The sequence below is a fragment of the Vibrio sp. 9-16B-A1 genome, assembly GCF_056726165.1.
In genome coordinates this window covers 1-22,958 of record NZ_JBSDZD010000007.1, presented here as the reverse complement: position 1 = coordinate 22,958, position 22,958 = coordinate 1, and the positions used below count along the sequence as shown (strand labels likewise).

At 52.7% G+C, this 22,958-nt stretch carries 18 protein-coding genes; 5 read left to right on the top strand and 13 right to left on the bottom strand.

Translation table 11 applies throughout. The annotated features are described in order from the left end of the window. Positions 1-20: 20 nt before the first annotated feature. Entirely contained in the window at positions 21-986 is a 966-nt protein-coding gene (gene dusC / locus ACVB80_RS12625) for a tRNA dihydrouridine(16) synthase DusC (RefSeq protein ID WP_481081643.1), read from the top strand. On the opposite strand, the gene ACVB80_RS12620 is transcribed toward dusC, so the two are convergent. From ACVB80_RS12620 to yfbV, 6 genes are all read right to left on the bottom strand, one after another. Continuing rightward, entirely contained in the window at positions 983-2,365 is a 1,383-nt protein-coding gene (locus tag ACVB80_RS12620) for a diguanylate cyclase (protein ID WP_481081642.1), read from the bottom strand. The two genes, dusC and ACVB80_RS12620, sit on opposite strands and share 4 nt — an antisense overlap. Positions 2,366-2,534: 169 nt before the next feature. Further along, the gene (malZ, locus tag ACVB80_RS12615; protein ID WP_481081641.1) at positions 2,535-4,370 is read right to left on the bottom strand and encodes a maltodextrin glucosidase; all 1,836 of its coding nucleotides are present in this window, start codon (positions 4,368-4,370) and stop codon (positions 2,535-2,537) included. Positions 4,371-4,485: 115 nt separating this feature from the next. After that, on the bottom strand, positions 4,486-5,280 hold the full coding sequence (locus ACVB80_RS12610; RefSeq protein ID WP_481081640.1) for an ABC transporter ATP-binding protein: 795 nt from the start codon (positions 5,278-5,280) through the stop codon (positions 4,486-4,488). Next, positions 5,277-6,209: an ABC transporter permease gene (locus ACVB80_RS12605; protein WP_481081639.1), complete on the bottom strand. Its 933-nt coding sequence runs from the start codon at positions 6,207-6,209 to the stop codon at positions 5,277-5,279. The genes ACVB80_RS12610 and ACVB80_RS12605 overlap by 4 nt, the downstream gene beginning before the upstream one ends. Before the next feature lie 60 nt (positions 6,210-6,269). Next, positions 6,270-7,238 (bottom strand): ABC transporter substrate-binding protein, encoded by a 969-nt coding sequence (locus tag ACVB80_RS12600; protein ID WP_481081638.1) that lies wholly within the window; start codon positions 7,236-7,238, stop codon positions 6,270-6,272. 318 nt (positions 7,239-7,556) lie between these two features. Continuing rightward, complete coding sequence (yfbV, locus tag ACVB80_RS12595) at positions 7,557-8,009, bottom strand: terminus macrodomain insulation protein YfbV (protein ID WP_481081637.1); 453 nt, start codon at positions 8,007-8,009, stop codon at positions 7,557-7,559. Positions 8,010-8,343: 334 nt separating this feature from the next. Here yfbV and ACVB80_RS12590 point away from each other — a divergent pair, with 334 nt between their 5' ends. Together ACVB80_RS12590 and pta are read left to right on the top strand one after the other, a co-directional pair. After that, positions 8,344-9,540 (top strand): acetate kinase, encoded by a 1,197-nt coding sequence (locus ACVB80_RS12590; RefSeq protein WP_481081636.1) that lies wholly within the window; start codon positions 8,344-8,346, stop codon positions 9,538-9,540. A gap of 109 nt (positions 9,541-9,649) precedes the next feature. Continuing rightward, positions 9,650-11,800 carry a phosphate acetyltransferase gene (gene pta, locus ACVB80_RS12585; protein ID WP_481081635.1) on the top strand — a complete coding sequence of 717 codons (2,151 nt, stop codon included), beginning with the start codon at positions 9,650-9,652 and terminating at the stop codon, positions 11,798-11,800. A 148-nt stretch (positions 11,801-11,948) separates the two neighbouring features. Here pta and ACVB80_RS12580 read toward each other — a convergent pair whose 3' ends face one another. The 7 genes from ACVB80_RS12580 to ACVB80_RS12550 all read right to left on the bottom strand — a co-directional run bounded on the left by ACVB80_RS12580 (position 11,949) and on the right by ACVB80_RS12550 (position 18,988). After that, positions 11,949-12,953, bottom strand: a complete 1,005-nt coding sequence (locus ACVB80_RS12580; RefSeq protein WP_481081634.1) for a substrate-binding domain-containing protein — start codon at positions 12,951-12,953, stop codon at positions 11,949-11,951. A 15-nt stretch (positions 12,954-12,968) separates the two neighbouring features. Beyond that, positions 12,969-13,889 (bottom strand): ribokinase, encoded by a 921-nt coding sequence (gene rbsK / locus ACVB80_RS12575; RefSeq protein ID WP_481081633.1) that lies wholly within the window; start codon positions 13,887-13,889, stop codon positions 12,969-12,971. 136 nt (positions 13,890-14,025) lie between these two features. After that, on the bottom strand, positions 14,026-14,904 hold the full coding sequence (rbsB, locus tag ACVB80_RS12570; RefSeq protein WP_481081632.1) for a ribose ABC transporter substrate-binding protein RbsB: 879 nt from the start codon (positions 14,902-14,904) through the stop codon (positions 14,026-14,028). Between the two features lie 38 nt (positions 14,905-14,942). Beyond that, positions 14,943-15,917, bottom strand: a complete 975-nt coding sequence (gene rbsC, locus ACVB80_RS12565) for a ribose ABC transporter permease (protein WP_481081631.1) — start codon at positions 15,915-15,917, stop codon at positions 14,943-14,945. A gap of 1 nt (position 15,918) precedes the next feature. Next, positions 15,919-17,412: a ribose ABC transporter ATP-binding protein RbsA gene (gene rbsA / locus ACVB80_RS12560; RefSeq protein ID WP_481081630.1), complete on the bottom strand. Its 1,494-nt coding sequence runs from the start codon at positions 17,410-17,412 to the stop codon at positions 15,919-15,921. Between the two features lie 14 nt (positions 17,413-17,426). Then, positions 17,427-17,846 (bottom strand): D-ribose pyranase, encoded by a 420-nt coding sequence (gene rbsD / locus ACVB80_RS12555; RefSeq protein WP_481081629.1) that lies wholly within the window; start codon positions 17,844-17,846, stop codon positions 17,427-17,429. A 263-nt stretch (positions 17,847-18,109) separates the two neighbouring features. Next, positions 18,110-18,988, bottom strand: a complete 879-nt coding sequence (locus ACVB80_RS12550) for a Tim44 domain-containing protein (protein ID WP_481081628.1) — start codon at positions 18,986-18,988, stop codon at positions 18,110-18,112. A 185-nt stretch (positions 18,989-19,173) separates the two neighbouring features. Between ACVB80_RS12550 and ACVB80_RS12545 the strand changes: the two genes are divergently transcribed. Then, positions 19,174-19,767, top strand: a complete 594-nt coding sequence (locus ACVB80_RS12545; RefSeq protein WP_481081853.1) for a TetR/AcrR family transcriptional regulator — start codon at positions 19,174-19,176, stop codon at positions 19,765-19,767. Positions 19,768-19,776: 9 nt separating this feature from the next. Beyond that, positions 19,777-21,651 carry an MFS transporter gene (locus ACVB80_RS12540; protein ID WP_481081627.1) on the top strand — a complete coding sequence of 625 codons (1,875 nt, stop codon included), beginning with the start codon at positions 19,777-19,779 and terminating at the stop codon, positions 21,649-21,651. Positions 21,652-22,958: the final 1,307 nt, after the last annotated feature.

Below are 22,958 nucleotides of genomic sequence, written 5' to 3'. Positions count from 1 at the left end.
ATTTTATGAGGTGGAATACTATGCAGGTTGTACTTGGCCCGATGGAGGGCGTACTGGATCATTTGATGCGCGAGCTGTTAACAGAGCTCAACGACTATGACCTGTGCGTCACCGAATTTGTCCGCGTAGTTGACCAGCTGCTGCCTGACCATGTATTTACCCGCCTCTGTCCTGAACTGGAGCAGGGCTCTCAGACCCGCTCCGGCGTACCTGTCCACGTCCAGCTGCTTGGCCAGGATCCGCACTGGATGGCAGAAAATGCCATTCGCTGCGCTGATCTGGGTGCCAAAGGTATCGACCTGAACTTTGGCTGCCCGGCCAAAAACGTCAACAAGAGCCGTGGTGGTGCCGTGCTGCTCAAAGAGCCTGAGCTTATTCATCAGATCGTTTCTGCCTGCCGGAAAGCCGTGCCTGCTGAAATTCCGGTTACCGCCAAGATCCGCCTGGGCTGGGAAAACCCGGAAGACTGCCATGAGATAGCAGACGCCATCGCCAGCGCCGGTGCCAACGGCCTGACTATTCACGGCCGGACCAAGCTCGGTGGCTACAAAGCCAGCGAAATCAAATGGAAATATATCGGGGAAGTAGCAAAGCGCCTTTCCATCCCGGTAACCGCCAACGGTGAAATCTGGGGCTTTGACGACGCAAAGCGCTGTGTTGAAATGACCGGCGTCGATTCTGTAATGGTATGCCGCGGCGCGTTCAACGTGCCAAACCTTGGCAACATGGTGAAGTACAACCACAACGCGATGCCGTGGGAAGAGGTGCTGGCCCTGATGCTGCGCTACTCAGAGTATGAAATCAAAGGTGATAAAGGCCTGTACTACCCTAACCGGGTTAAACAGTGGTTCAGCTACCTGAAGCAGGAGTACCCGCAGGCAAATGCACTGTTTCGTGAGATCCGTACCTTTAACAAAGCCGCCCCTATCGTTGAGCGGCTGGAAGTGGCACTGAGAGAGCTGGAACAGGCCGAAGCCGTCTGTTAGAAAATCACCTGGTTCTTGCCGTTTTCTTTGGCGCGGTAGAGATTATTATCTGCCGCCTTAAACAGAGCGACAAAATCCGGCTGCAGCTCCCGCCTGACCGACACGCCGCCAGATGCGGTAAAACCGTTTTCAACCACACCCGATGAACCGGCACTCACAGCTTTATGTACCTGAAGAGCCCACTCATACACCTCTTCCTGACTGTCGGCAGAAAACGCCACCACGAACTCTTCTCCGCCAAAACGGGCAGCCGCTGCCCGTTCGCCAACAAAGCGCTCCAGCCGGCGGGCGACGTAACAAATCACCTTGTCACCACAGTCGTGACCATAGCTGTCGTTGATCTTCTTAAAGTCATCCAGGTCGAGCACCATGATGCCACGATAGACACTCCGGGGCATACTCTCCCAGTACTGCTCCATCCCACGACGATTGTACAGCCCGGTCATCGGATCGCGGCTGGCCATATCTTTAAAGTAGAGCTTTTCAATATTTGAGTTCACAAAAAACAGAAACACGACACTCAGCAAATAGAGAATAAAGGTCAGGAGAAGGCCGTATTTCTCTTCTTCCAGAAAACGTCCTATCTCAAAGGGCCAATTGAGTTGATAATAGAGATAGTGATCAAATTCCAGCCCCTCAATCACCAGCTTGTGTGACCAGATTGTATCGCCGGGCAGCCCCTGTTCGATCATATCTGCTATCCCTATCGGTCTGCGGGCGTAGTAGCTCTCTGCCAAAAGCACATTCAGGTCAATATCCAGTGCCAGCAACCCCACCTGACTGTCTTGGTGAGTCACCGAGGTAATAAAGCTAAGGAGGTTATGCCTGTATTCGGGGGAAAACTCCGGGCCAACAACCTCTATGCTGCGTTTATCCGCTGAAGTAATAAGCCAGAACGGGCTAAGCATGATTTCATCAAACTTCTCTTCCGTCATCTGCCCGGCATAATCTTTCGGAGAAGACATAACATAGCCGCTGCGATCGGCATAGCGAACACTAAAAATATAAGGGTCAAGGTCATTCAGAAAAGAGAGCAGCGGTGCAAGTGAGATCCGGTCATAGACCAGACTGTCTTCATCAGACAAATGACACAACTCAGCCCGGGCGGTGATCAGGTAATCAATATCTACCGCCGGAATATCGGCCATTTTTTCTTTAGTACGAACGTAGTCCTCGGTTGGCTTAATAAAACAGAAGCCTTCCTTAAACTCAAACTTATGGGCGACCCTGAGCCCGCCTCCGTTATCCAATTGATTACTGAGGCTGTAATCCAGGGCTGTTATCACTTTTGCCCCTCTCGTCAGGGCCGATTCAACGCGGTAGAACTCATCTTCTACCTGCTGTTTCAATCTGTCTGAGTAAACCCCGACAATAACCATAACCACTAACATGGCCAAAAGTAACGGGGCAAGAGCGATAGTTCGCAGACTAAAATAGCGCTTAAATGGCATGGGCAGAACTTTATGAGCTTAACAATAAAAATCCTGAGCACCTTGCGACACTCAGGATGACAACGGGTAACGATTATACGTTATACCGCCAGAAAAGCTATTTGATACCGAACAGCATCCCGGATGCCGGTGCCAGAGTCAGGGACATAAATCCATTTCCGACCCAGCCTTCTGAGTCGTCCATCAGGCTGACCGCTTCTCCCTTCTCAATCCCCAGCTTCCACACCGGGATGTTGAGCTGCGCCTCCTGCTCAGACAGATTGAATGCACACAGGGTGACTTCCCCCTCTTTCTGCCGGCCAAATACCCAGACCTGAGAATCACAATACAGGGACACCAGAGCGCCGGACTGCAGGGACACCCGCTCACGGCGAAGCGCAATAAGCTGTTTATAGAAATCCAGCCACGGCGAGGTTTCCACCCGCTCCCACGGGAAGCAGCGGCGGTTATCCGGGTCGTGGCTGCCCTGAAGGCCGACTTCAGTACCGTAATAGAGGCATGGGGTACCGGGGTAAGCAAACAGCAGCACCGAAGCGAGCTTCATTTTCGCTTCATCATCACCCAGGGTGGTCAGAAAGCGCGCCGTATCATGGCTGTCGAGCTGGTTAAGCTGAGCCAACTGGTTGGCAAACGGCACCCGGGCTTTGGCTTCGGTCACCCACTCAACAAACTCTTCCATATCAAGCTGCGTTGGGTGATAAGCAATGTCTTTACCCGCCAGCAGCGCGCGCACCGGATGAGCAAAGCCGTAATAGTTCATCGCGCCATCTTCCTGGTCGCCCTTCAGCCACTGGGAAGCTTCGAAGAAGTGTTCACCCAGCACATAAGCCTGCGGGTTCTCCTCTTTGGTCGCCTGGCGGAACGCCTGCACGTAATGGGCGTTATTGGCTGCCCCTTCGCCTTCACCCAGCATATGGATCACATCAAAACGCCAGCCGTCCACCTTATACGGCTCGCGCAGCCAGTGACGGATCACCGCCTGGTCCCCCTGGTAGATATAATCGCGCACCGGCTGATGACTGAAATTCAGTACCGGCAGGTTCTGCACACCTTTCCAGGCAGAGTAGTCTTTACTGTCGCCATCAAAGAAATAGTAATCACGGTAAGGAGAGCACGGGTTATGGTATGCCCCGCCCTCCCCTTTACCCTGCATATCAAACCAGGGGTGATCCGCAGAAGTGTGGTTAAACACCGCATCGAGCACGATTTTCATGCCACGCTGGTGAATGTCATTACACAGCTGCGCAAAATACTCATTGTTACCAAAGTGCGGGTCGACTGAAAAATAATCTGTGGTGTCATACTTATGGTTACTGAGCGAACTGAAAACCGGATTCAGGTACAGGGTTGTTACCCCCAGTTCCTGCAGGTAGTCCAGCTTACTGCCGATCCCGTACAGATCACCGCCGTAGAACTCGGCACCTCCCATCCCCGTATGGCATCCTGTCGGTTCACCCCACTGTTTGGCCACCACCGGACGGGTACCGTTTTTCACCGCGTACTCTCCCTCTTTTACGCTGATCTCCGGCTTACCATTACAAAAGCGCTCCGGGAAGATCTGATAAAACACCTGCTCAGAGACCCAGGACGGCGGCTGATGATTACGGTTGAACTTGAAGTGGTACTCTCGGCCTGGCATACGCTTGTGCACGCCCCGGTCATCGAGCCAGTAAGAGCGATTGCCACACAGGACTTTAAACAGGTAATGAGTCAGGTCCTGGTCATGGTTGGCGGTAAAGCTGACCTGCCACAGTTTCAGCCTGCCCTCACGGCCTGCCGGCTGCATCTCCAGCAGCATCTCTTCGTTGTCAGGTTCACAGCGCAGCAGCACCTTTTCAAACATCTGGTCTTCGGTTTTCAGCGTGACTGTAAGTCTGTCACCATCGGTTTTCAGACCATCGGCCTGGGAGTGAAACAGAAAGGGAATCGTCATTGTTTTTTTGCTCTTATATGCAGGGTATCGTTCCAGTCTAGAGCAACAGTGAACATAAAAAATCCCCCTTTGAATAAGGGGGATAGGATGAGTAACAAGGCGTAGTTTCTGACAGTTAACTCAGTAACAAACTGTCATCAGTCAGCTCTTCTCCGCGCACTTTTGAGAACATCTCCAGCAGATCCGGAACCTGCATATTAGCCCGCTCTTCACCAGCCACATCGAGTACAATTTCGCCCTGGTGGAGCATCACGGTACGGTCGCCACAGGCCAGCGCATCTTTCATCGAGTGAGTCACCATCATCACCGTCAAATTAAACTCTTTGACGATCTTTTTGGTCAGGTCGATGATAAACGCCGCCATACGCGGGTCGAGCGCAGCGGTATGCTCATCGAGCAGCAAGAGTTTGCTGTCCGATAGTGTCGCCATCACCAGGCTGACCGCCTGACGCTGCCCACCGGAAAGCAGGCCGATACTGTCACCGAGGCGGTCTTCAAGCCCAAGCCCGAGAATACTGATCCTTTCCTGAAACAGCTTACGCCGGTTTCCCGACAGGGAGAGCTTCCAGCCCCGCCTTTTGCCACGCATATACGCCAGCGCCATATTCTCTTCGATGGTCAGGTCACCGCAGGTACCTGCAAGCGGGTCCTGAAACACTCTCGCGCACTGAGCTGCGCGCCGGTCAACGCTCCAGCCGGTAACATCAGCGTCATCAATCAGCACCCGTCCTCCGGCCATCGGGGTTTCACCGGTCACCGCGCCAAGCAGGGTAGACTTACCCGCACCGTTAGAGCCAATCACGGTCAGAAACTGATGTTCAGGCACGGTAAGGTCTACACCACGCAGCGCCCGGTTTTCCAGCACTGTCCCGGCATTAAACGTCACCTGAATATCTTCTAAATGGATCATACTGCCTCCTTGCGACTGACCACTGACTTAGCCGCAACCGGCTTAGCACGCTTTTTTGCGCGCAGGCTTCCTTTCATTTTCGGTGCCACCAGCGCAAGGGCGACAAGAACCGCGGTCACGATGTTCAGGTCCGATGCCTGAAGACCAAACATGCCCGAGCTGAGCGCGAACGCGACTGCCAGGCGGTACAGCACCGAACCGACGATCACCGCGACCACAGCCACCCAGATTTTACGCCCCGGGATCAGCGTCTGACCCAGGATCACAGCCGCGAGGCCAACCACTATGGTTCCCACACCAGAGGTCACATCTGCAAAGCTGTTGGTCTGGGCAAACAGGGCTCCGGCAAAGCCCACAAAACCGTTAGAAAGCGCGAGACAGAAATAGGTGTAGAACGCGGTGCTGGCACCCTGAGCCGACACCATACGGGCATTGACACCGGTCGCACGCATACCGAGGCCAAAGTCACTGTTAAGCAGGCGAACCACAAACAGCGCCGAGAGAACAACCAGTACCCCAACCACCAGAGGACGGATGTACATCGCATCCCCCATGGACTCAAATGGTGTCAGGATTGTATCTTCACCAAGCAACGCCATGTTCGGCCGTCCCATAATGCGGATATTGACCGAAAAGGCCGCGATCATGGTCAGAATGGACGCCAGCAGGTGAAGGATGCCACAGCGCACGGTAAGAAACGCCGTCACCCAGCCGGTTGCTGCACCTGCAACAATCGCCAGCGCGGTCGCCAGCCATGGATTGATCCCGGCAACAATCGCGGTTGCTGCTACCGCCGCACCCATAGGGAAACTGCCATCCACACTCAGATCCGGAAAATCGAGCACCCGGAAGGTCAGGTAAACACCCAGTGCCACCAGACCATAGATAAGGCCTATCTCCAGCGCACCGAAAAACGCAAACGCAGACATAACTACTCCTTGTGATAAGCGGGCCCGAAAGCCCGCTGCCTCTTATCTTTTTCTGTTGCGTTATTTAACGACGCTGGTTGCCCGCGCCATAACAGATTCAGGAATGACCAGACCCAGTTTTTTGGACGCAGTCTGGTTGATAACAAGATCCGAACCTTTCGCTACTTTCACGTCCAGGCTGCCCGGGTCGGCCCCTTCCAGGATAGAAGCCACGTAATCGGCGGTCTGAACGCCAATCTGGTAGTAATCAAAACCAAGGCTGGCCACAGCGCCGCGCTCTACATAAGAAGTGGCTGCGCCAAACACCGGGGTTTTTGCCTGGTTAGCGGCGACAATCATGCCCTCGATCGCACTGGCAACTGTGTTATCAATCAGTGCATAGATGATGTCTGACTTGGCTGCAATTGCCTGAGTGGCAGACTGAACGTCAGCACTTTTCAGCGCGGTCGCTTCAACCAGAACGATCCCGCGGGACTCTGCTGACGCTTTCAGCAGATCCATCAGGCTGACGGCGTTCGCTTCACCCGGGTTGTACACCACACCAATGGACTTCACCGAAGGCATGATTTCCTGAATCAGCGCCACGTGCTGGTCAACAGGAGAGAGATCAGACAGACCCGTTACGTTTTTGCCCGGGTTATCCAGTTTCTTAACCAGTTTTGCGCCCACCGGGTCTGTTACAGCGGTAAATACAACCGGAATATTGCGGGTAACAGAGACCAGCGCCTGAGCAGTAGGCGTTGCGATGCCAACCAGCACATCCGGCTTCTCACCCACAAACTGGCGGGCGATCTGTACCGCAATAGCCGGGTTGCCCTGCGCGGTCTTAAAATCGAACTCGAGATTTTTACCCTCAACATAGCCCTTCTCTTTAAGGCCATCGAGCAGGCCCTGACGGGTCGCGTCCAGCGCAGGGTGTTCAACAATCTGGGATACCGCCACTTTTGCCGTTTTGGCAATCGCACTGCCGGTGGTGATCATCGCAGCGCCGGCCAGGCAGGCTGCAACTAACAGGTGATTTGCTTTCATCTTGACTCCTTGATTCAAACAAGCTCCGGGAAAACCCGGTCAATGCTCATCCATGAAATAATTATTTTTGTATCTGTACGTAAATTTTTACGCAAGTGTACATATCCATACCAGCTAACTGGCCAAAAATAAAGCAAAGAGTCGCAACGGACTAACAAATCACTTAGTTATAAGGAACAGGGATGGAGAGAGCAGAAAGCGAGAAAGAGAGTAGATAACGAGACAACGAGGCAACGAGACAGAGAGAAGAGAGAAGAAAGAAGCAAGAAGAAACAATGATACCGGAGCGCGGGGTACGCTCCGGGTTAAAAGAGGCGATCAGAACCAGCGTTCGAGTGCGGATTTGTCCAGCTGACGGAAAGCGCGGTTAAGGATCATTGCCAACTCTTTATAACGGGGTTTGGCTTTCAGGGGCTCAAGCGCGCCACCTGACTCAAGAATTTTGCCATGAATTTCACGATACCAGCCAGCCAGCGCAGGCGGCAGTTGTGTATTGTAGCGGTTACCCAGCCACCAGATCCCCTGCAGCGGCATACTGATAGCAAATAGTGCGATCACAATCGCCTGCGGCATTGCCTGAGGGTTGCTGAATGCCATCTGGGTCAGCACGCTGATCGCGGCGACCGCAGGCATAACCTTGATACCGAACTTCGTCGCTTTAATAATACGCTGTTCGGGAAACAGAGGTGCCAGCTCTTTGCGCACCGGCCAGATATCCATGTACTTCTGACCATCTTTAAGGCTGTGAATCCATCCGACTTTATTACTCATCCCCACCTCCCACTAAAATAATCGTGCAACGTTTAAAAAAAAGCTGCAAAAAAATTGATTCTAGTTAAAATGCTCTCAAATATTTTTGTTATATTGGGCCATTATCGCTATCCTTAGCTGTGCCTCAATCTCATTGTTGCGGTTATTTACAATTTAAGCAACATACTTGAGCCATTTTGCCAGGACAGCAAGCACATCGTTAAGACGTAGATGTGTCTCAATATACGGAAATTCAAGATTTTGACAGGGATAGGCGGGACAGCAATGCTCCGCCTATTCTTGTGATTGATTTTCACTCTTAACTGATTTATCAGACCAAAACAGGTAATCACTCATGTCTAAGCTAGTTTTAGTTTTGAACTGCGGCAGTTCTTCTCTTAAGTTCGCTATCGTTGACGCAGAAAACGGCAACGAGCACCTAACAGGCCTTGCTGAATGTCTTCACCTTCCTGAAGCACGTATCAAGTGGAAACTTGATGGCAAACACGAAGCACAACTGGGTAACGGTGCTGCTCACGAAGAAGCTCTGGCGTTCATGGTAGAAACTATTATTGCTTCCAAACCAGAACTGGCTGACAACCTGGCAGCTATCGGTCACCGTGTTGTACACGGCGGCGAGCAGTTCACTAAGTCTGCACTTATCACTGATGAAGTACTAAAAGGTATCGAAGACGCGGCAACTTTCGCACCACTTCACAACCCTGCACACATCATTGGTATCAAAGCAGCACAAAAATCATTCCCGGCGCTGAAAAACGTTGCTGTGTTCGATACTGCTTTCCACACAACAATGCCTGAAGAAGCGTACCTGTACGCACTTCCTTACAACCTCTACAAAGACCACGGTATCCGTCGCTACGGCGCTCACGGTACTTCTCACCTGTTCATCACCCGTGAGTGTGCGAAGATCCTGGACAAGCCAGTTGAAGAGCTGAACATCATCAACTGTCACCTGGGTAACGGCGCATCTGTATGTGCAATCAAAAACGGTAAGTCTGTAGACACTTCTATGGGTCTGACTCCGCTTGAAGGTCTGGTAATGGGTACCCGTTGTGGCGATCTGGACCCGGCAGTTATGTTCCACCTGCACGACAAGCTAAACATGAGCGTTGACCAGATCAACACTATGTTCACTAAAGAGTCAGGCCTGCTGGGTCTTACCGGCGTTACTTCTGACTGTCGTTTCGTTGAAGACAACTACGGCGAAAAAGAAGAAGCTACCCGTGCAATGGACGTATTCTGCCACCGTCTGGCTAAATACGTTGCTGGCTACACTGCAACTCTGGAAGGTCGTCTGGACGCTATCGTATTCACCGGTGGTATCGGTGAGAACTCTGGCCCAATCCGTGAGATGGTTCTGAACCGTCTTGGCGTATTCGGCATCGAGCTGGATGGCGAAGCGAACCTGAAAGCACGCTTCGGTGGCGAAGGTGTAATCACTTCTGAAAACAGCCGCATTCCAGCGATGGTAATCTCTACCAACGAAGAGCTGGTTATCGCTGAAGATACTGCACGTCTGACAGGTATCTAATCTAAAGAAACTGGCTAACGAAAGTTAGCCAGTTTTCTATTTGTCGTCCGGGCCCCCTTTATAACAATAACCCGGGCTTTGTATAAGAATAGTCAGAGGAACTCCTCACATGTCCCGTACTATTATGCTTATCCCTACCAGCGCTGGTGTTGGTCTAACCAGTGTTAGCATGGGTGTTCTGCGTTCTATGGAACGCAAAGGCGTTAAAGTTTCTTTCTACAAGCCAATCGCACAGCCACGTCACGGCGGCGACCAGCCTGATCTAACTTCTACCATCATCGGCAACAGCAGCGACATCAAACTTGCGCAGCCAATGCCAATGTCTGAAGCCGAGAACATGATCGGTAACGACAAGATGGACGTACTGCTGGAAACCGTAGTAGCGCGTTACAACCAAATCAACGATGCAGACGTAACTCTGATCGAAGGTCTGGTACCTACCCGTAAGCACCCATTCGCAAACCAGGTGAACGCAGAAATCGCGAAAACCCTGGGCGCTGAAATCGTACTGGTTGCTACTCCAGGTACTGACAACCCAGCACAGCTGAAAGAGCGCATCGAAGTTGCATGCTCTAACTTCGGCGGCACCAAGAACAAAAACATCTCTGGCGTAATCATCAACAAGCTGAACGCACCTGTAGATGAAGCGGGCCGTACCCGTCCAGACCTGTCTGAAATCTTCGACGACGCTGACAGCGCACAGAAGAACCAACTGGAAGTGATGCAGATCTTCAACACCAGCCCAATCCGTGTACTGGGTTGCGTGCCATGGAGCATCGACCTGATCGCTACCCGCGCAATCGACATGGCTAAGCACCTGAACGCTGAGATCGTTAACGAAGGTGAAATCGAGTCACGCCGTATCAAGAGCATCACTTTCTGTGCACGCTCTCTGCCACACATGATCGAGCACTTCAAACCAGGCTCACTGCTGGTAACTTCAGCTGACCGTCCAGACGTAATCGTTGCTGCAGCCCTTGCTGCAAAGAACGGCGTTGAAATCGGTGCAGTACTGCTGACCGGCGGCTACGACATGCCTGCAGAAGTAATGGAACTGTGTAAGCCAGCGTTTGAAACCGGCCTGCCTATCTTCAAGGCGCAGGGTAACACCTGGCAGACTTCCCTGAACCTGCAGAGCTTCAGCCTGGAAGTACCGGCTGACGACAAAGAGCGTATCGAGTTCATCAACGAGCACGTTGCAAGCCACATCGATGGCCCATGGATCGATTCTCTGACTGAAGGCACTGAAGGCATCCGTCGTCTGAGCCCACCAGCATTCCGTTACCAGCTGACCGAGTTTGCCCGTAAAGCGGCTAAACGCATCGTTCTTCCTGAAGGTGATGAGCCACGTACCGTTAAAGCTGCAGCTATCTGTGCTGAGCGCGGTATCGCGACTTGTGTACTTCTGGGTAACCCTGATGAAATCCGTCGTGTTGCTGCGCAGCAGGGCGTTGAGCTGGGTGCTGGCGTAGAAATCATCAACTCTGACGAAGTACGTGAAAACTACGTTGACCGTCTGGTTGAGCTGCGTGGCGCGAAAGGCATGACTGAAGTTGTTGCTCGTGAGAAGCTGCAGGATTCTGTATTCCTGGGCACCATGATGCTTGAAAACAACGAAGTTGACGGCCTGGTATCTGGTGCTGTTCACACGACTGCGAACACCATCGTTCCTCCGTTCCAGATCATCAAGACTGCACCAGATGCGTCTATCGTATCTTCTGTATTCTTCATGCTGCTGCCTGACCAGGTTCTGGTTTACGGTGACTGTGCGATCAACCCTGATCCAACTGCTGAGCAGCTGGCTGAAATCGCTATCCAGTCTGCAGATTCTGCTGCTGCGTTCGGTATCGACCCACGCGTTGCAATGATCTCTTACTCTACCGGTGAATCTGGTAAGGGTGCAGACGTAGATAAAGTACGTGAAGCGACTAAACTGGCTCAGGCTAAACGCCCTGACCTGGTAATCGACGGTCCTCTGCAGTACGACGCAGCGATCATGGAAAACGTAGCGGCTTCTAAAGCGCCTAACTCGCCAGTAGCGGGTAAAGCGACCGTATTCGTATTCCCGGACCTGAACACCGGTAACACCACTTACAAAGCGGTACAGCGCTCTGCTGACCTGGTATCTATCGGTCCAATGCTTCAGGGCATGCGTAAGCCTGTAAACGACCTGTCTCGTGGCGCACTGGTTGACGACATCGTCTACACCGTTGCTCTGACTGCGATCCAGGCTAAACAAGCTGACGACGCGAACGCTTAATCGCGATTAGCTGATAAAGCAAAGCCCGCCAAAATGGCGGGCTTTTTAGTACCTGCAGATCACTGCAGCCCAGAAACCACAACCCTGGGGGAACAAAAAAAGCCCGGCGCATACGGGCCGGGCTTCACAACTCTTCAGTCAATAAACTTCAGTTTAGCACCTTCACACTATCCCTTACCACCAGCGTAGGCTCCAGCTGCACGACCTGCGCATCGCTGGTCACCTTATCAATCTTATTCAGCAGCGTATCCACCGCCGCCTGACCCAGGCGATACTTTGGCTGGTGCACTGTGGTCAGTGCCGGGGTCATAAACTTCGCGATGTGGATGTCATCGTAACCGACGATGGAAAGGTCATCAGGAATAGAAACCCCGGCTCTGGCTGCAGCGTTGATCACGCCCATCGCCATCATGTCGTTGGAAACAAACAGTGCGCCTGGCAGTGCTCCCCTGCCCTGCATGGTGTTGAACGCCTGAGCGCCACCTTCACATTCAAAGTCGGATTCGACGATCCATTCCGGTTTGATTTCAAGACCGGCTTCGTTCATCGCCCGCTTATAGCCTTCGTAACGCATCTGCGCCTGGTGACGGTTCAGCGGACCGGTAATACAGCCGATCTCTTTATGCCCGGAGTCAATCAGGTGCTGGGCAGCAAGATAGCCACCATGGAAAGAGTTATCCTGAATCTTGTCACTGGCAAAGTGGATAGGACCCCAGTCCATCACCACCACCGGCAGGTCCGGGTAGAGCTCGAACACATCGATCCGCTCCCCTTCCAGGGTTGAGCACATCAGCACCAGGCCATCGACCCGTTTTTGCAGCAGGGTATCGATAGAAGAGCGCATCCGATCGGCGTCCCCTTCGGTGTTACACAGGATAAGGTTGTAGTTCTGCTGATAGCAGCGGCGCTCAACGCCTTTTACGACTTCGCCAAAGAAAGGGTTGGTAGAGGTGGTCACCAGCATCCCGATGGTGCGGGTGCGGTTCATCTTAAGGCTGCGCGCCAGGGCTGACGGCGTGTAGTTCAGCTCCCTGGCGGCTTTCATTACCCGCTCGGAGATCTCTTCACTCACGTAGCGGGATTTGTTGATCACATGGCTGACAGTGGATGTGGATACTCCGGCCAGTCTGGCAATATCTTTCATTGACGCCATGGATGCTCTCCTTGATTACTGATGCTGGCTTAGAAACGCATCGACCTCCTCACGGGTCGGGATCGATGTCTGCGCGCCAAAGCGGGTGACGGAGATCGCCGCCGCCGCATGGGCAAACTTAATAGCTGATTCTAAAGGCATCTTTTCTAATAAACCAGTCACTAACGCACCATTAAAGGTATCGCCTGCTGCGGTGGTGTCAACCGGCTCGACTTTAAAGCCCGGAATTATCTCACCACGGCCGTTCTGACTGACCCACACACCGCGCGCGCCCAGGGTGATCATCACCACCTCTATACCTTTGCGGTGCAGCGCATCGGCGGCTTCACGGGCAGAATCATCATCGGTCACCGCGATGCCGGTCAGCACTTCGGCTTCGGTTTCGTTCGGGGTGATCACATCCACGCACTCAAGCAGGCTGTCCGGCAGCTCACGGGCTGGTGCCGGGTTCAGGATCACATTGGTTTTGTTCTGTTTGGCGGTTTTCGCCGCCAGCTCGATACCGTCCAGCGGGGTTTCCAGCTGCATCAGCAGATAATGAGCGTTACCGATCTGTTCAAGATCTTCACTCAGCCGCTCTGCGGTCAGCTTCGCGTTAGCTTCGGCTGAGATACAGATACTGTTCTCACCGCTGTCAGAAACCTGGATCATCGCGATCCCGGTCGGACAGTTTGGTTGCAGCTTCACACCACGGGTGTTAATACCGTCGTGTTTAAAACTCTCGCGGATATTGATGCCAAACGCATCATCACCCACACAGGCAACAAAGCCCACATCGGCCTTCAGTCTTGCGGCAGCCACCGCCTGGTTGGCGCCTTTACCGCCTGGAATAACCTGATAGCTGCGACCATGCAGGGTCTCACCCGGGCGGGGAAACGAAGGCACCTGCAATACATGGTCAGCGTTAACACTACCTAATACCACCAACTTATTCATATCTTAATCCTTGGTTCGCGTGGAAAGCACATGGGTTTAACGGGCAATCGCTAAACCGATAAGCTCTCTTCAATTGAGGGAGAAAAGTCCCCGGTGCCACCTACAGGGATAAATGAAGGCACCGGGGAAATGTGTATTACTCAGTGATCACTTTCAGAGGTACAGGGATGTAGTCTGCAACTTTTTCACCTTTCAGTACTTTGTCAGCGGTTTCGATACCCAGGGCACCGATCATGTCCGGCTGCTGAGCAACGGTTGCAGCCAGTTTGCCGCGTTTCACCGCTGCGATACCGTCATCGGTGCCATCAAAGCCAACGATCAGTACGTCTTTACCTGAAGCCTGTACCGCGCGCAGTGCGCCCAGTGCCATCTCATCGTTCTGAGCAAACACCGCCTGTACATCCGGGTTAGCTGCCAGCAGGTTTTCCATTACGTTCAGACCTTTGGTACGGTCGAAGTCAGCAGGCTGGCTTGCCAGCAGCTGCATCTTGGTGCCTTTAACCGCGTTCATGAAGCCTTCGCCACGCTCACGCGCCGCTGAAGTACCCGCGATGCCTTCCAGCTGGATAACTTTCGCGTCTGAACCCAGTTTTGCTTCGATAAAGTGACCAGCCATTTCGCCGCCTACCACGTTGTCAGACGCGATGTGGCTCACTACCTCACCACGGCTTGCGCCACGGTCCAGAGTCAGTACCGGCACTTTAGAGCGGTTTGCCATACGGATGGCGTTAGATACCGCGTCAGAATCGGTTGGGTTGATCAGGATGGCTTTTACGCCGCGAACCGTCAGGTCTTCCACGTTAGAAAGCTCTTTGCTCGGGTCGTTTTGCGAGTCCAGTACGATCAGTTTGTAACCCAGCTCTTTCGCTTTTGCTTCTGCCCCATCCTTCATGGTGACAAAGAAAGGGTTGTTAAGGGTTGAGACCACAATCGCCAGGGTATCCTGCGCCTGGGCAGCTACAGAAACTGAAGCAGACAGTACGGCAGCAGAGAGGAGGGTTGCTATCTTTTTCATCGTTATCGTCCTTTGTGATTTTGGGCTATGTATGCCCGTTACTTATTTTTGTTGTCTACCAGTACCGCCAGCAGGATCACTACAGCTTTAGCAATCATCTGGTAGTAAGAGGAGACATCCAGCAGGTTCAGAGCGTTATTCAAAAATCCGATGATCAGGGCACCGATCAGGGTTCCCATGATACGTCCGCGGCCACCGGCCAGGCTGGTACCGCCAAGCACTACCGCCGCGATGGCGTCCAGCTCGTAGCCCATACCCGCCGTCGGCTGAGCCGAGGAGAGGCGTGAGGTAACAATAATGCCAGCCAGTGCAGACAGCAGACCACAGATGGCGTAAACACCGATCTTCACACGGTCAACGCTGATGCCCGACAGACGGGTTGCAGATTCATTGCCACCCAGCGCGTAAACATAACGGCCAAAGCGGGTGTGATTAAGCAGGTACCAGGTCGCAGCAAATACAATAGCCATCAGCCACACCGGCACAGGTACACCCAGTGCATAGCCGGTACCAAACCACGCAAAGGCGTCAGCGGTGTCGGTAAAACCGGTCGAAATTGGTCGTCCGTCGGTGTACACCATGGTCACGCCGCGCAGCAGGGTCATGGTCACCAGGGTGGCGATAAACGCCTGCACTTTACCCTTGGCGATAATAATGCCGCTGATGGCACCCAGTGCCGCACCGGCAAGCAGTGCCGTCGGTACGGCCACCAGCACAGGAACCTCCAGCGCAATCATGCTCGCCGCAAGGGCACCACACAGCGCAAGTACCGAGCCGACACTCAGGTCAATACCGGCGGTCAGGATTACCAGGGTCATACCTACCGCAATAATGGCGTTAACCGAGGTCTGACGCAGAATATTTAAGATGTTGTCGACGGTAAAAAAGTTAGGGTTTAAAAACGAGACCACCGCAATCAGAAAAATCAGTGCAATCAGAGATTTCTGTTCGATCAGCCACTCTTTGTTAAATTTGGTTTTGCTCTTTGGGGTATTCATGGTTTCAGTACTCATGCTACTTCCTCACTTTGCCGACCGCGCAAGCCATCAGCGTTTCCTGATCTGCCTCTTCGGCAGTGAACTCACCGGTAATGCGCCCTTCGTGCATCACCAGAATACGGTCACTCATTCCCAGAACTTCCGGCATCTCTGATGAGACCAGAATGATACTCATGCCGTCCGCTTTAAACTGGTTGATCAGTTGGTAAATCTCTTTCTTGGCCCCGACATCGACACCACGGGTCGGTTCATCGAGGATCAGCACCTTCGGTCTGGTCATCAGCCCTTTGGCTATCGCCACTTTCTGCTGGTTACCGCCGGAAAGGTTACCGATGATCTGATCCCGGGTCGGGGTCTTGATATTGAACAGGCGGATAAAGTCTTCCACCGCAGTCACTTCATCGTGGTGGCGAATCTGCATCGAGTTGGAGAGCTGGTCCAGCGCACAAAGCGACATGTTCTCTTTCACCGACAGTCCCAGCACCAGGCCATCACCTTTACGGTCTTCAGAAATATAGGCGATACCGTTAGCCAGGCCATCACGCGGGCTGACAGGATTAACGACTTTATTGTGCAGAACAATCTCACCCGCTTCCCGTGGCAGCGCACCGTAGATCACTTTCATCAGCTCGCTGCGTCCCGCCCCCATCAGGCCGGAAATACCCAGGATCTCGCCGTGGTCCAGGCTGAAGCTCACATCATGAACGCCACTGCCGGTCACCCCTTTCACTTCAAGACAGGTGGTGCCGTGGCGGACATCGACCCTTGGGTACTGCTCGTCCAGCTTGCGCCCTACCATCATTTCAATCAGGGTATCTTCGTCGGTATCGGCGACTTCACGCTCACCGATAAAACGGCCGTCACGCAGTACGGTGATGTCATCGCAGATCTCAAAGATCTCTTTCAGACGGTGAGAGATGTAGACGATGCCACAGCCCTGTTCACGCAGCTCGCGGATCACACTGAACAGCGACTCGGTTTCCGTATCGGTCAGGGCATCGGTCGGCTCATCCATAATGATGACTTTCGACTCGAACGAGAGCGCTTTGGCGATCTCTACCATCTGCTGCTCGCCCAGGCTCAGATCACCCAACGGGGTATGAGAGCTGTGACGGACATTCAGGCGTTTAAGCAGTTTGTCTGCTTCACTGTACATCTCATCCCACAGGATGCGGCCAAACGCGCCGGTTTTCTCACGGCCGAGGAAGATGTTCTCTGCGATAGTCAGTTCAGGAATAAGGTTCAGCTCCTGATGGATAATGCTGATCCCGGCCTCCTGAGAGTCCCGCGGGCCACCGAACGCACACTCCTGGCTCTGGTAGTGAACCGAGCCGGCGTCTTTGCTGTAAATCCCGGTGAGTACTTTCATCAGGGTAGACTTCCCTGCTCCGTTTTCACCCATCAATGCCATTACCCGGCCCGGGTAAACGTTCAGGCTGGCTTTATCCAGCGCTTTCACCCCGGGGAAGGCTTTTTCAATCGCATTGAGCTGTAAAATTGCTTGGGTCATAAGTTGGTCCTTTCTCAGAAAACCACACCAGACTGAAAAATAATGTTGGCATAAGGCGTACATTCACCGGTGCGCACCACAGCGCGGCTCTGGTGAGTACGGGCTTTAAATGCTTCGTGGCTGATGTATTCCACCGCGATCTCACGGCCGGTACGCTTCATTTCCGCGTCCAGTTCAGCAAGCAGCGCCAGGTGAAGCTCCGGGCTCACTTTGGCAAACTCTTCCGCCATGATCACCGATTCAACCTGAGCTTCACTCAGCATTACCTGAACCGTCTGAAGAAAGCCTGGCACACCATGGGTCAGGGCAAGGTCAATACGGCGAACATGCGCAGGGATCGGCAGTCCGGCATCACAAATGGTTACCTCATCCGTATGACCTAAAGTGGCAACAAGGTAAGAGAGGTCAGCATTAATCAGGGTACTTTTTTTCATTTTTTGCCTCTTGTAACAGCGTGAGGTTCTATCATCGATACGTTTCGATTTGAGGAAACAAAAACTCATCGATACGTTTCGATGAAGATAATAGCGCCATTTAAAAACGAAAGTATCAGTAATAATTCAGGCTGTGATCCTGATCAGGTTAATTATGCAGCAAACGGGAATAAAGGCGATCTCAGTCACTGGTATGACCGGCAATAAAAAACCCGCGTCAATCGGCGCGGGTTTGGTAATTAAGTCTGGTAATGGAATCAGGATTAAGCCTGAATACCCACAATCAGCCATGGAGCATCCGGCACGGACAGGTCACGCTCAAGGTGCCAGATATCGGTGATGTCTTCTTCGACACCTTCCACATCGTCGCGGTAACGGCCGCTGAACTGCAGGCTCAGTTGCGCCATTGATGCGTCGTAGTCAGCGCGGACAATTTCTGCGTCCACGTACATTACGTTGGTGTGCTGCTCGCCTTCGAGTTTTGCACGCTCTGCTTTCAGGTCTTCAAACAGGCCAGGTGACACGTATTCAGAGATGGTTTCCAGCTGATTGTGGTTCCATGCGCCCTGAAGAATGCGGTAGTGCTCACGGGCACCGTTTACAAACGCAGACTGGTTAAAGCCCGGAGGGAAGTTATGCGGCACATCTGAAGTGCCTGCGCTGCCAAAGCCACTGCTTGCCTGAGGCTGCTCGAAGTTGTGCACGTTCGACTGAGGCTGTTGGTTGCGGAACATATCGTTGTTCACGCCTGCGCCTGCATAGCTCTGGCGCTGCTGATTCATGCTGCCCTGCTTCGCCCCCAGCATGCCGCGAAGGAACTTAAACGCAAACCAGGCGATAAGACCCATGATCAGAATATCCATAAACTGGATACCCTCGAATGCGCCACCAAAGAATGCTGCCAGAAGACCACCAGCCAGCAGGCCGCCAAGCAGACCACCCATCAGCCCTTTCTTGCTGGATGCGTTCTTGGTCTGATCCTGTTTAATGGTGTTGGTATTGGTTGGTTTCTGCTTTGGTGCCGGAGCCGTTTTGAAGCTCTTACCAAAAGACTTACCACCGCCAAACTTCTTTGCTTCCGCTATTGGAGTTGTGGTCACCGCTACCATCAGCAGCGCAACCATGGCAAGAATACGTTTCATAATCTCCTCGAAGGGATAGTTAATTGTAATAGTTCGCTGTCATCATAGCGGTTCACATTCGACAAAGATACATAACAACCTGAGATCAATGTTTCAGAATATTGCGATTGAGCAGCCCTGTCTGCTTGACCCTGTGATAAGCGAACCCTAAAATAATGAACATTGTTCTATTTTATATACTTATCATGGCCAGACGTAACGATCACACCCGCGAAGAGCTGATAGCACTCACGCTGGAAAATGTAAAAAACTTCCTCGAAGAGCACCCTCATCACGAGCTCAGCCTGCGAAAAATCGCGAACATGATCGGTTATGTACCCAGCACCCTGGTCAACGTATTCGGCAACTATAACCTGCTTCTGCTTCACGCCGTCGCCCAGACTCTGGACGAGCTCTCAGCTGAAGCGGCCGACAGCGTTTCCGGTGCGACTAACCCCGTAGACGCCCTGCATAAACTGGCCTACTGCTACCACGACTTTGCCCTGGCTCACCCGCACCGCTGGCAGCTGATCTTTCAGCACACCATGAACGGCGAGGAGCTGCCGGAATGGCAAACGAAGCGCATCAGCACCATGACCGGCATGCTTGAAGAACTGCTGATCCAACTGGTTCCTGGCACACCCAAAAATGTCGAAGAAGCCAGCCGGGTATTGTGGGCGGGCGTTCACGGCATTACCCTGCTCAGTGTGGATGACAAGTTCTTCTCATCGTCTCCGGTGGAAGGTAAAATACTCATCGACAATCTGTTGGCCAACTATCTCACTGCCTGGCGGGCGTAAAGGAATACCATGTCTGAACACTCTCCTGGCGCTCTGTTAAAAAGCCGCCGGTTTTTGCCATATTTTATTACCCAGTTTTTTGGCGCATTTAACGACAATATTTTTAAAAACGTATTGTTGCTGTTTGTCGCCTTTGCCGGCGCGGGCGCGCTGCCGGTGTCCAGTAACCTGTTTATCAACCTCGCGGCCGGGCTGTTCATTTTGCCTTTCTTCCTTTTCTCAGCTTCCGCGGGCGTACTGGCAGACAAATATGAAAAAGCCTGGTTTATCCGCAAAGTAAAGCAGGCTGAAATCGTGATCATGATGCTGGGTGCGATTGGCTTTATCACCCAAAGCTACTTTATCCTGCTGGCCCTGCTGTTTCTGATGGGTACTCAGTCGGCCTTCTTTGGTCCGGTAAAATATGCCCTGCTTCCCCAACACCTGAAAAAAGGTGAACTGGTACCGGGTAATGCCCTGGTAGAAACCGGCACTTTCCTGGCTATTCTGCTCGGTACCCTGGGCGCAGGCGTGATTGCCTCTGCTGAAAACGCAGAACTTGTGGCTGCCGGTTGTGTGGTACTGTTCGCGATTCTCGGTTATCTGGCAAGCCGTCAGATCCCACTGGCACCGCCTCATAACCCGGACGCACACTTCAAATGGCGCCCGTACTCGCAGACCAAACACACCCTGGAAATTGCCAAACGCGATGACAAAGTGCACCACGCGATCCTGTCGATCAGCTGGTTCTGGTTCCTGGGCGCGTGTTACCTGACTCAGTTCCCGAACTTCACCAAGATTCACCTGCTCGGTAATGAAAGCGCAGTTTCTTTCCTGCTGGCACTGTTCTCTGTGGGCATTGCTGTAGGTTCAATGGCCTGCGATAAGATCTCCAACCACAAACTGGAAATGGGCCTGGTACCTATCGGCGGTGTTGGGATCAGTGTGTTTGGCATGTCTATGGCGATGACAGTGCCCACAGGCCTGGCCCCGGCAGAAAATTTTGTACAATTCATCTCCACTCCAGAGCTGTGGCCTGTCTTTATCAGCCTGCTGATGCTGGGAGCATCCGGCGGCCTGTTTATCGTACCGCTGTATACCCTGATGCAGACCCGGGCCAGAAAAGAAGAGCGGGCGCGTATCATCGCAGCCAACAACATCTACAACGCCATCTTTATGGTCGGCAGTGCGGTACTGGGGATCGTGTGTCTTTCGGTGCTTGAACTGAGTATCCTGCAGCTGTTTACCCTGCTGGCGATCCTGAATATCGCGGTCGCGGCAGAAGCCTATCTGCAGTCACCTATGTATATGGGTCGCCTGGTACTGAAAGCCTTTACCCGCACTATGTACCGGATCAAAGTGAAAAACTTCCACCACATCCCGGAAACCGGCGGTGCGCTGCTGGTGTGTAACCACGTCAGCTATATGGATGCCCCGCTGCTGATTGGCGCTTCCAAACGCCATATCCGCTTTGTAATGGAAGAAGAGTACGCCACCTTCAAACCCATCCGCCGCATGCTGAAAAACGCCGGTGTGATCCCAATTGACGGCACCAACTCCCGCTCTGTACGCCGGGCATTTGTGGCAATTGAAAAAGCCCTTAATGCCGGAGAAGTGGTGTGTATCTTCCCGGAAGGCCGCCTGACCCACAACGGTGAAATGCGCGAGTTCATGCGCGGCATGGACCTGGTACTGCGCCGCTCGCCGGTACCCGTGGTACCACTGGCCCTGAAAGGCCTGTGGGGCAGCTTCTTCAGCCGCCATAACGGTGCAGCATGCAGCGGCTTCCCTGCCCGCTTCTGGTCACGCCTTGAGATCGAAGCCGGTGAACCGGTATGTGGCCACGAGGCCACCAATGAACTGATGCATAAGAAAGTATCGGAACTGCGGGGGGAGTGGCAGTAGCGGCTTAGCGAATTCAGGATGGCAGAAAGCCACCAGCAGGAACAATGTCATCCTGAACGCGCTCCCGTTAATTTACCTTGCTCTCAGCAGGTTAAGCGCGATTCAGGATCTGCTCTCCACAAGGATAAAACTCACCTCGCGGTAGCGACTCTTCTTTGTTGCAGCGGATACATTGAGTTGCTGGCGCTTTAGCGATACGACACGCTGACAGAAGATCCAGAATCAAGTTCAGGATGACCCGGCGTGTGGAAACAGTACGTGCATATCAAACAACACAGCTCTTATTGAATAAACCATCCGAAAGCATAAAAGCTCCCTCCGGCACAAAGCACCAACGAACACAATGTCATCCTGAACGCGCTCCCGTTAATTTACCTTGCTCTCTGCAAGTTAAGCGCGATTCAGGATCTGCTCTCCACAAGGATAAAACTCACCTCGCGGTAGCGACTCTTCTTTGTTGCAGCGGGTACATTGAGTTGCTGGCGCTTTAGCGATACGACACGCTGACAGAAGATCCTGAATCAAGTTCAGGATGACCCGGCGTGTGGAAACAGTACGTGCATATCAAACAACACAGCTCTTATTGAATATACCATCCGAAAGCATAAAAGCTTCTTCCGGCACAAAACACCAACGAACACAGTGTCATCCTGAACGCGCTCCCGTTAATTTACCTTGCTCTCAGCAGGTTAAGCGCGATTCAGGATCTGCTCTCCACAAGGATAAAACTCACCTCGCGGTAGCGACTCTTCTTTGTTGCAGCGGATACATTGAGTTGCTGGCGCTTTAGCGATACGACACGCTGACAGAAGATCCAGAATCAAGTTCAGGATGACCCGGCGTGTGGAAACAGTACGTGCATATCAAACAACACAGCTCTTATTGAATAAACCATCCGAAAGCATAAAAGCTCCCTCCGGCACAAAGCACCAACGAACACAATGTCATCCTGAACGCGCTCCCGTTAATTTACCTTGCTCTCTGCAAGTTAAGCGCGATTCAGGATCTGCTCTCCACAAGGATAAAACTCACCTCGCGGTAGCGACTCTTCTTTGTTGCAGCGGGTACATTGAGTTGCTGGCGCTTTAGCGATACGACACGCTGACAGAAGATCCTGAATCAAGTTCAGGATGACCCGGCGTGTGGAAACAGTACGTGCATATCAAACAACACAGCTCTTATTGAATATACCATCCGAAAGCATAAAAGCTTCTTCCGGCACAAAACACCAACGAACACAGTGTCATCCTGAACGCGCTCCCGTTAATTTACCTTGCTCTCAGCAGGTTAAGCGCGATTCAGGATCT

Bases quoted from the DNA above. Each gene is read 5' to 3' on its own strand.
- dusC (WP_481081643.1), top strand. From the start codon at position 21: ATGCAGGTTGTACTTGGCCCGATGGAGGGCGTACTGGATCATTTGATG.
- ACVB80_RS12620 (WP_481081642.1), bottom strand. From the start codon at position 2,365: ATGGTTATTGTCGGGGTTTACTCAGACAGATTGAAACAGCAGGTAGAA.
- malZ (WP_481081641.1), bottom strand. From the start codon at position 4,370: ATGACGATTCCCTTTCTGTTTCACTCCCAGGCCGATGGTCTGAAAACC.
- ACVB80_RS12610 (WP_481081640.1), bottom strand. From the start codon at position 5,280: ATGATCCATTTAGAAGATATTCAGGTGACGTTTAATGCCGGGACAGTG.
- ACVB80_RS12605 (WP_481081639.1), bottom strand. From the start codon at position 6,209: ATGTCTGCGTTTGCGTTTTTCGGTGCGCTGGAGATAGGCCTTATCTAT.
- ACVB80_RS12600 (WP_481081638.1), bottom strand. From the start codon at position 7,238: ATGAAAGCAAATCACCTGTTAGTTGCAGCCTGCCTGGCCGGCGCTGCG.
- yfbV (WP_481081637.1), bottom strand. From the start codon at position 8,009: ATGAGTAATAAAGTCGGATGGATTCACAGCCTTAAAGATGGTCAGAAG.
- ACVB80_RS12590 (WP_481081636.1), top strand. From the start codon at position 8,344: ATGTCTAAGCTAGTTTTAGTTTTGAACTGCGGCAGTTCTTCTCTTAAG.
- pta (WP_481081635.1), top strand. From the start codon at position 9,650: ATGTCCCGTACTATTATGCTTATCCCTACCAGCGCTGGTGTTGGTCTA.
- ACVB80_RS12580 (WP_481081634.1), bottom strand. From the start codon at position 12,953: ATGGCGTCAATGAAAGATATTGCCAGACTGGCCGGAGTATCCACATCC.
- rbsK (WP_481081633.1), bottom strand. From the start codon at position 13,889: ATGAATAAGTTGGTGGTATTAGGTAGTGTTAACGCTGACCATGTATTG.
- rbsB (WP_481081632.1), bottom strand. From the start codon at position 14,904: ATGAAAAAGATAGCAACCCTCCTCTCTGCTGCCGTACTGTCTGCTTCA.
- rbsC (WP_481081631.1), bottom strand. From the start codon at position 15,917: ATGAGTACTGAAACCATGAATACCCCAAAGAGCAAAACCAAATTTAAC.
- rbsA (WP_481081630.1), bottom strand. From the start codon at position 17,412: ATGACCCAAGCAATTTTACAGCTCAATGCGATTGAAAAAGCCTTCCCC.
- rbsD (WP_481081629.1), bottom strand. From the start codon at position 17,846: ATGAAAAAAAGTACCCTGATTAATGCTGACCTCTCTTACCTTGTTGCC.
- ACVB80_RS12550 (WP_481081628.1), bottom strand. From the start codon at position 18,988: ATGAAACGTATTCTTGCCATGGTTGCGCTGCTGATGGTAGCGGTGACC.
- ACVB80_RS12545 (WP_481081853.1), top strand. From the start codon at position 19,174: ATGGCCAGACGTAACGATCACACCCGCGAAGAGCTGATAGCACTCACG.
- ACVB80_RS12540 (WP_481081627.1), top strand. From the start codon at position 19,777: ATGTCTGAACACTCTCCTGGCGCTCTGTTAAAAAGCCGCCGGTTTTTG.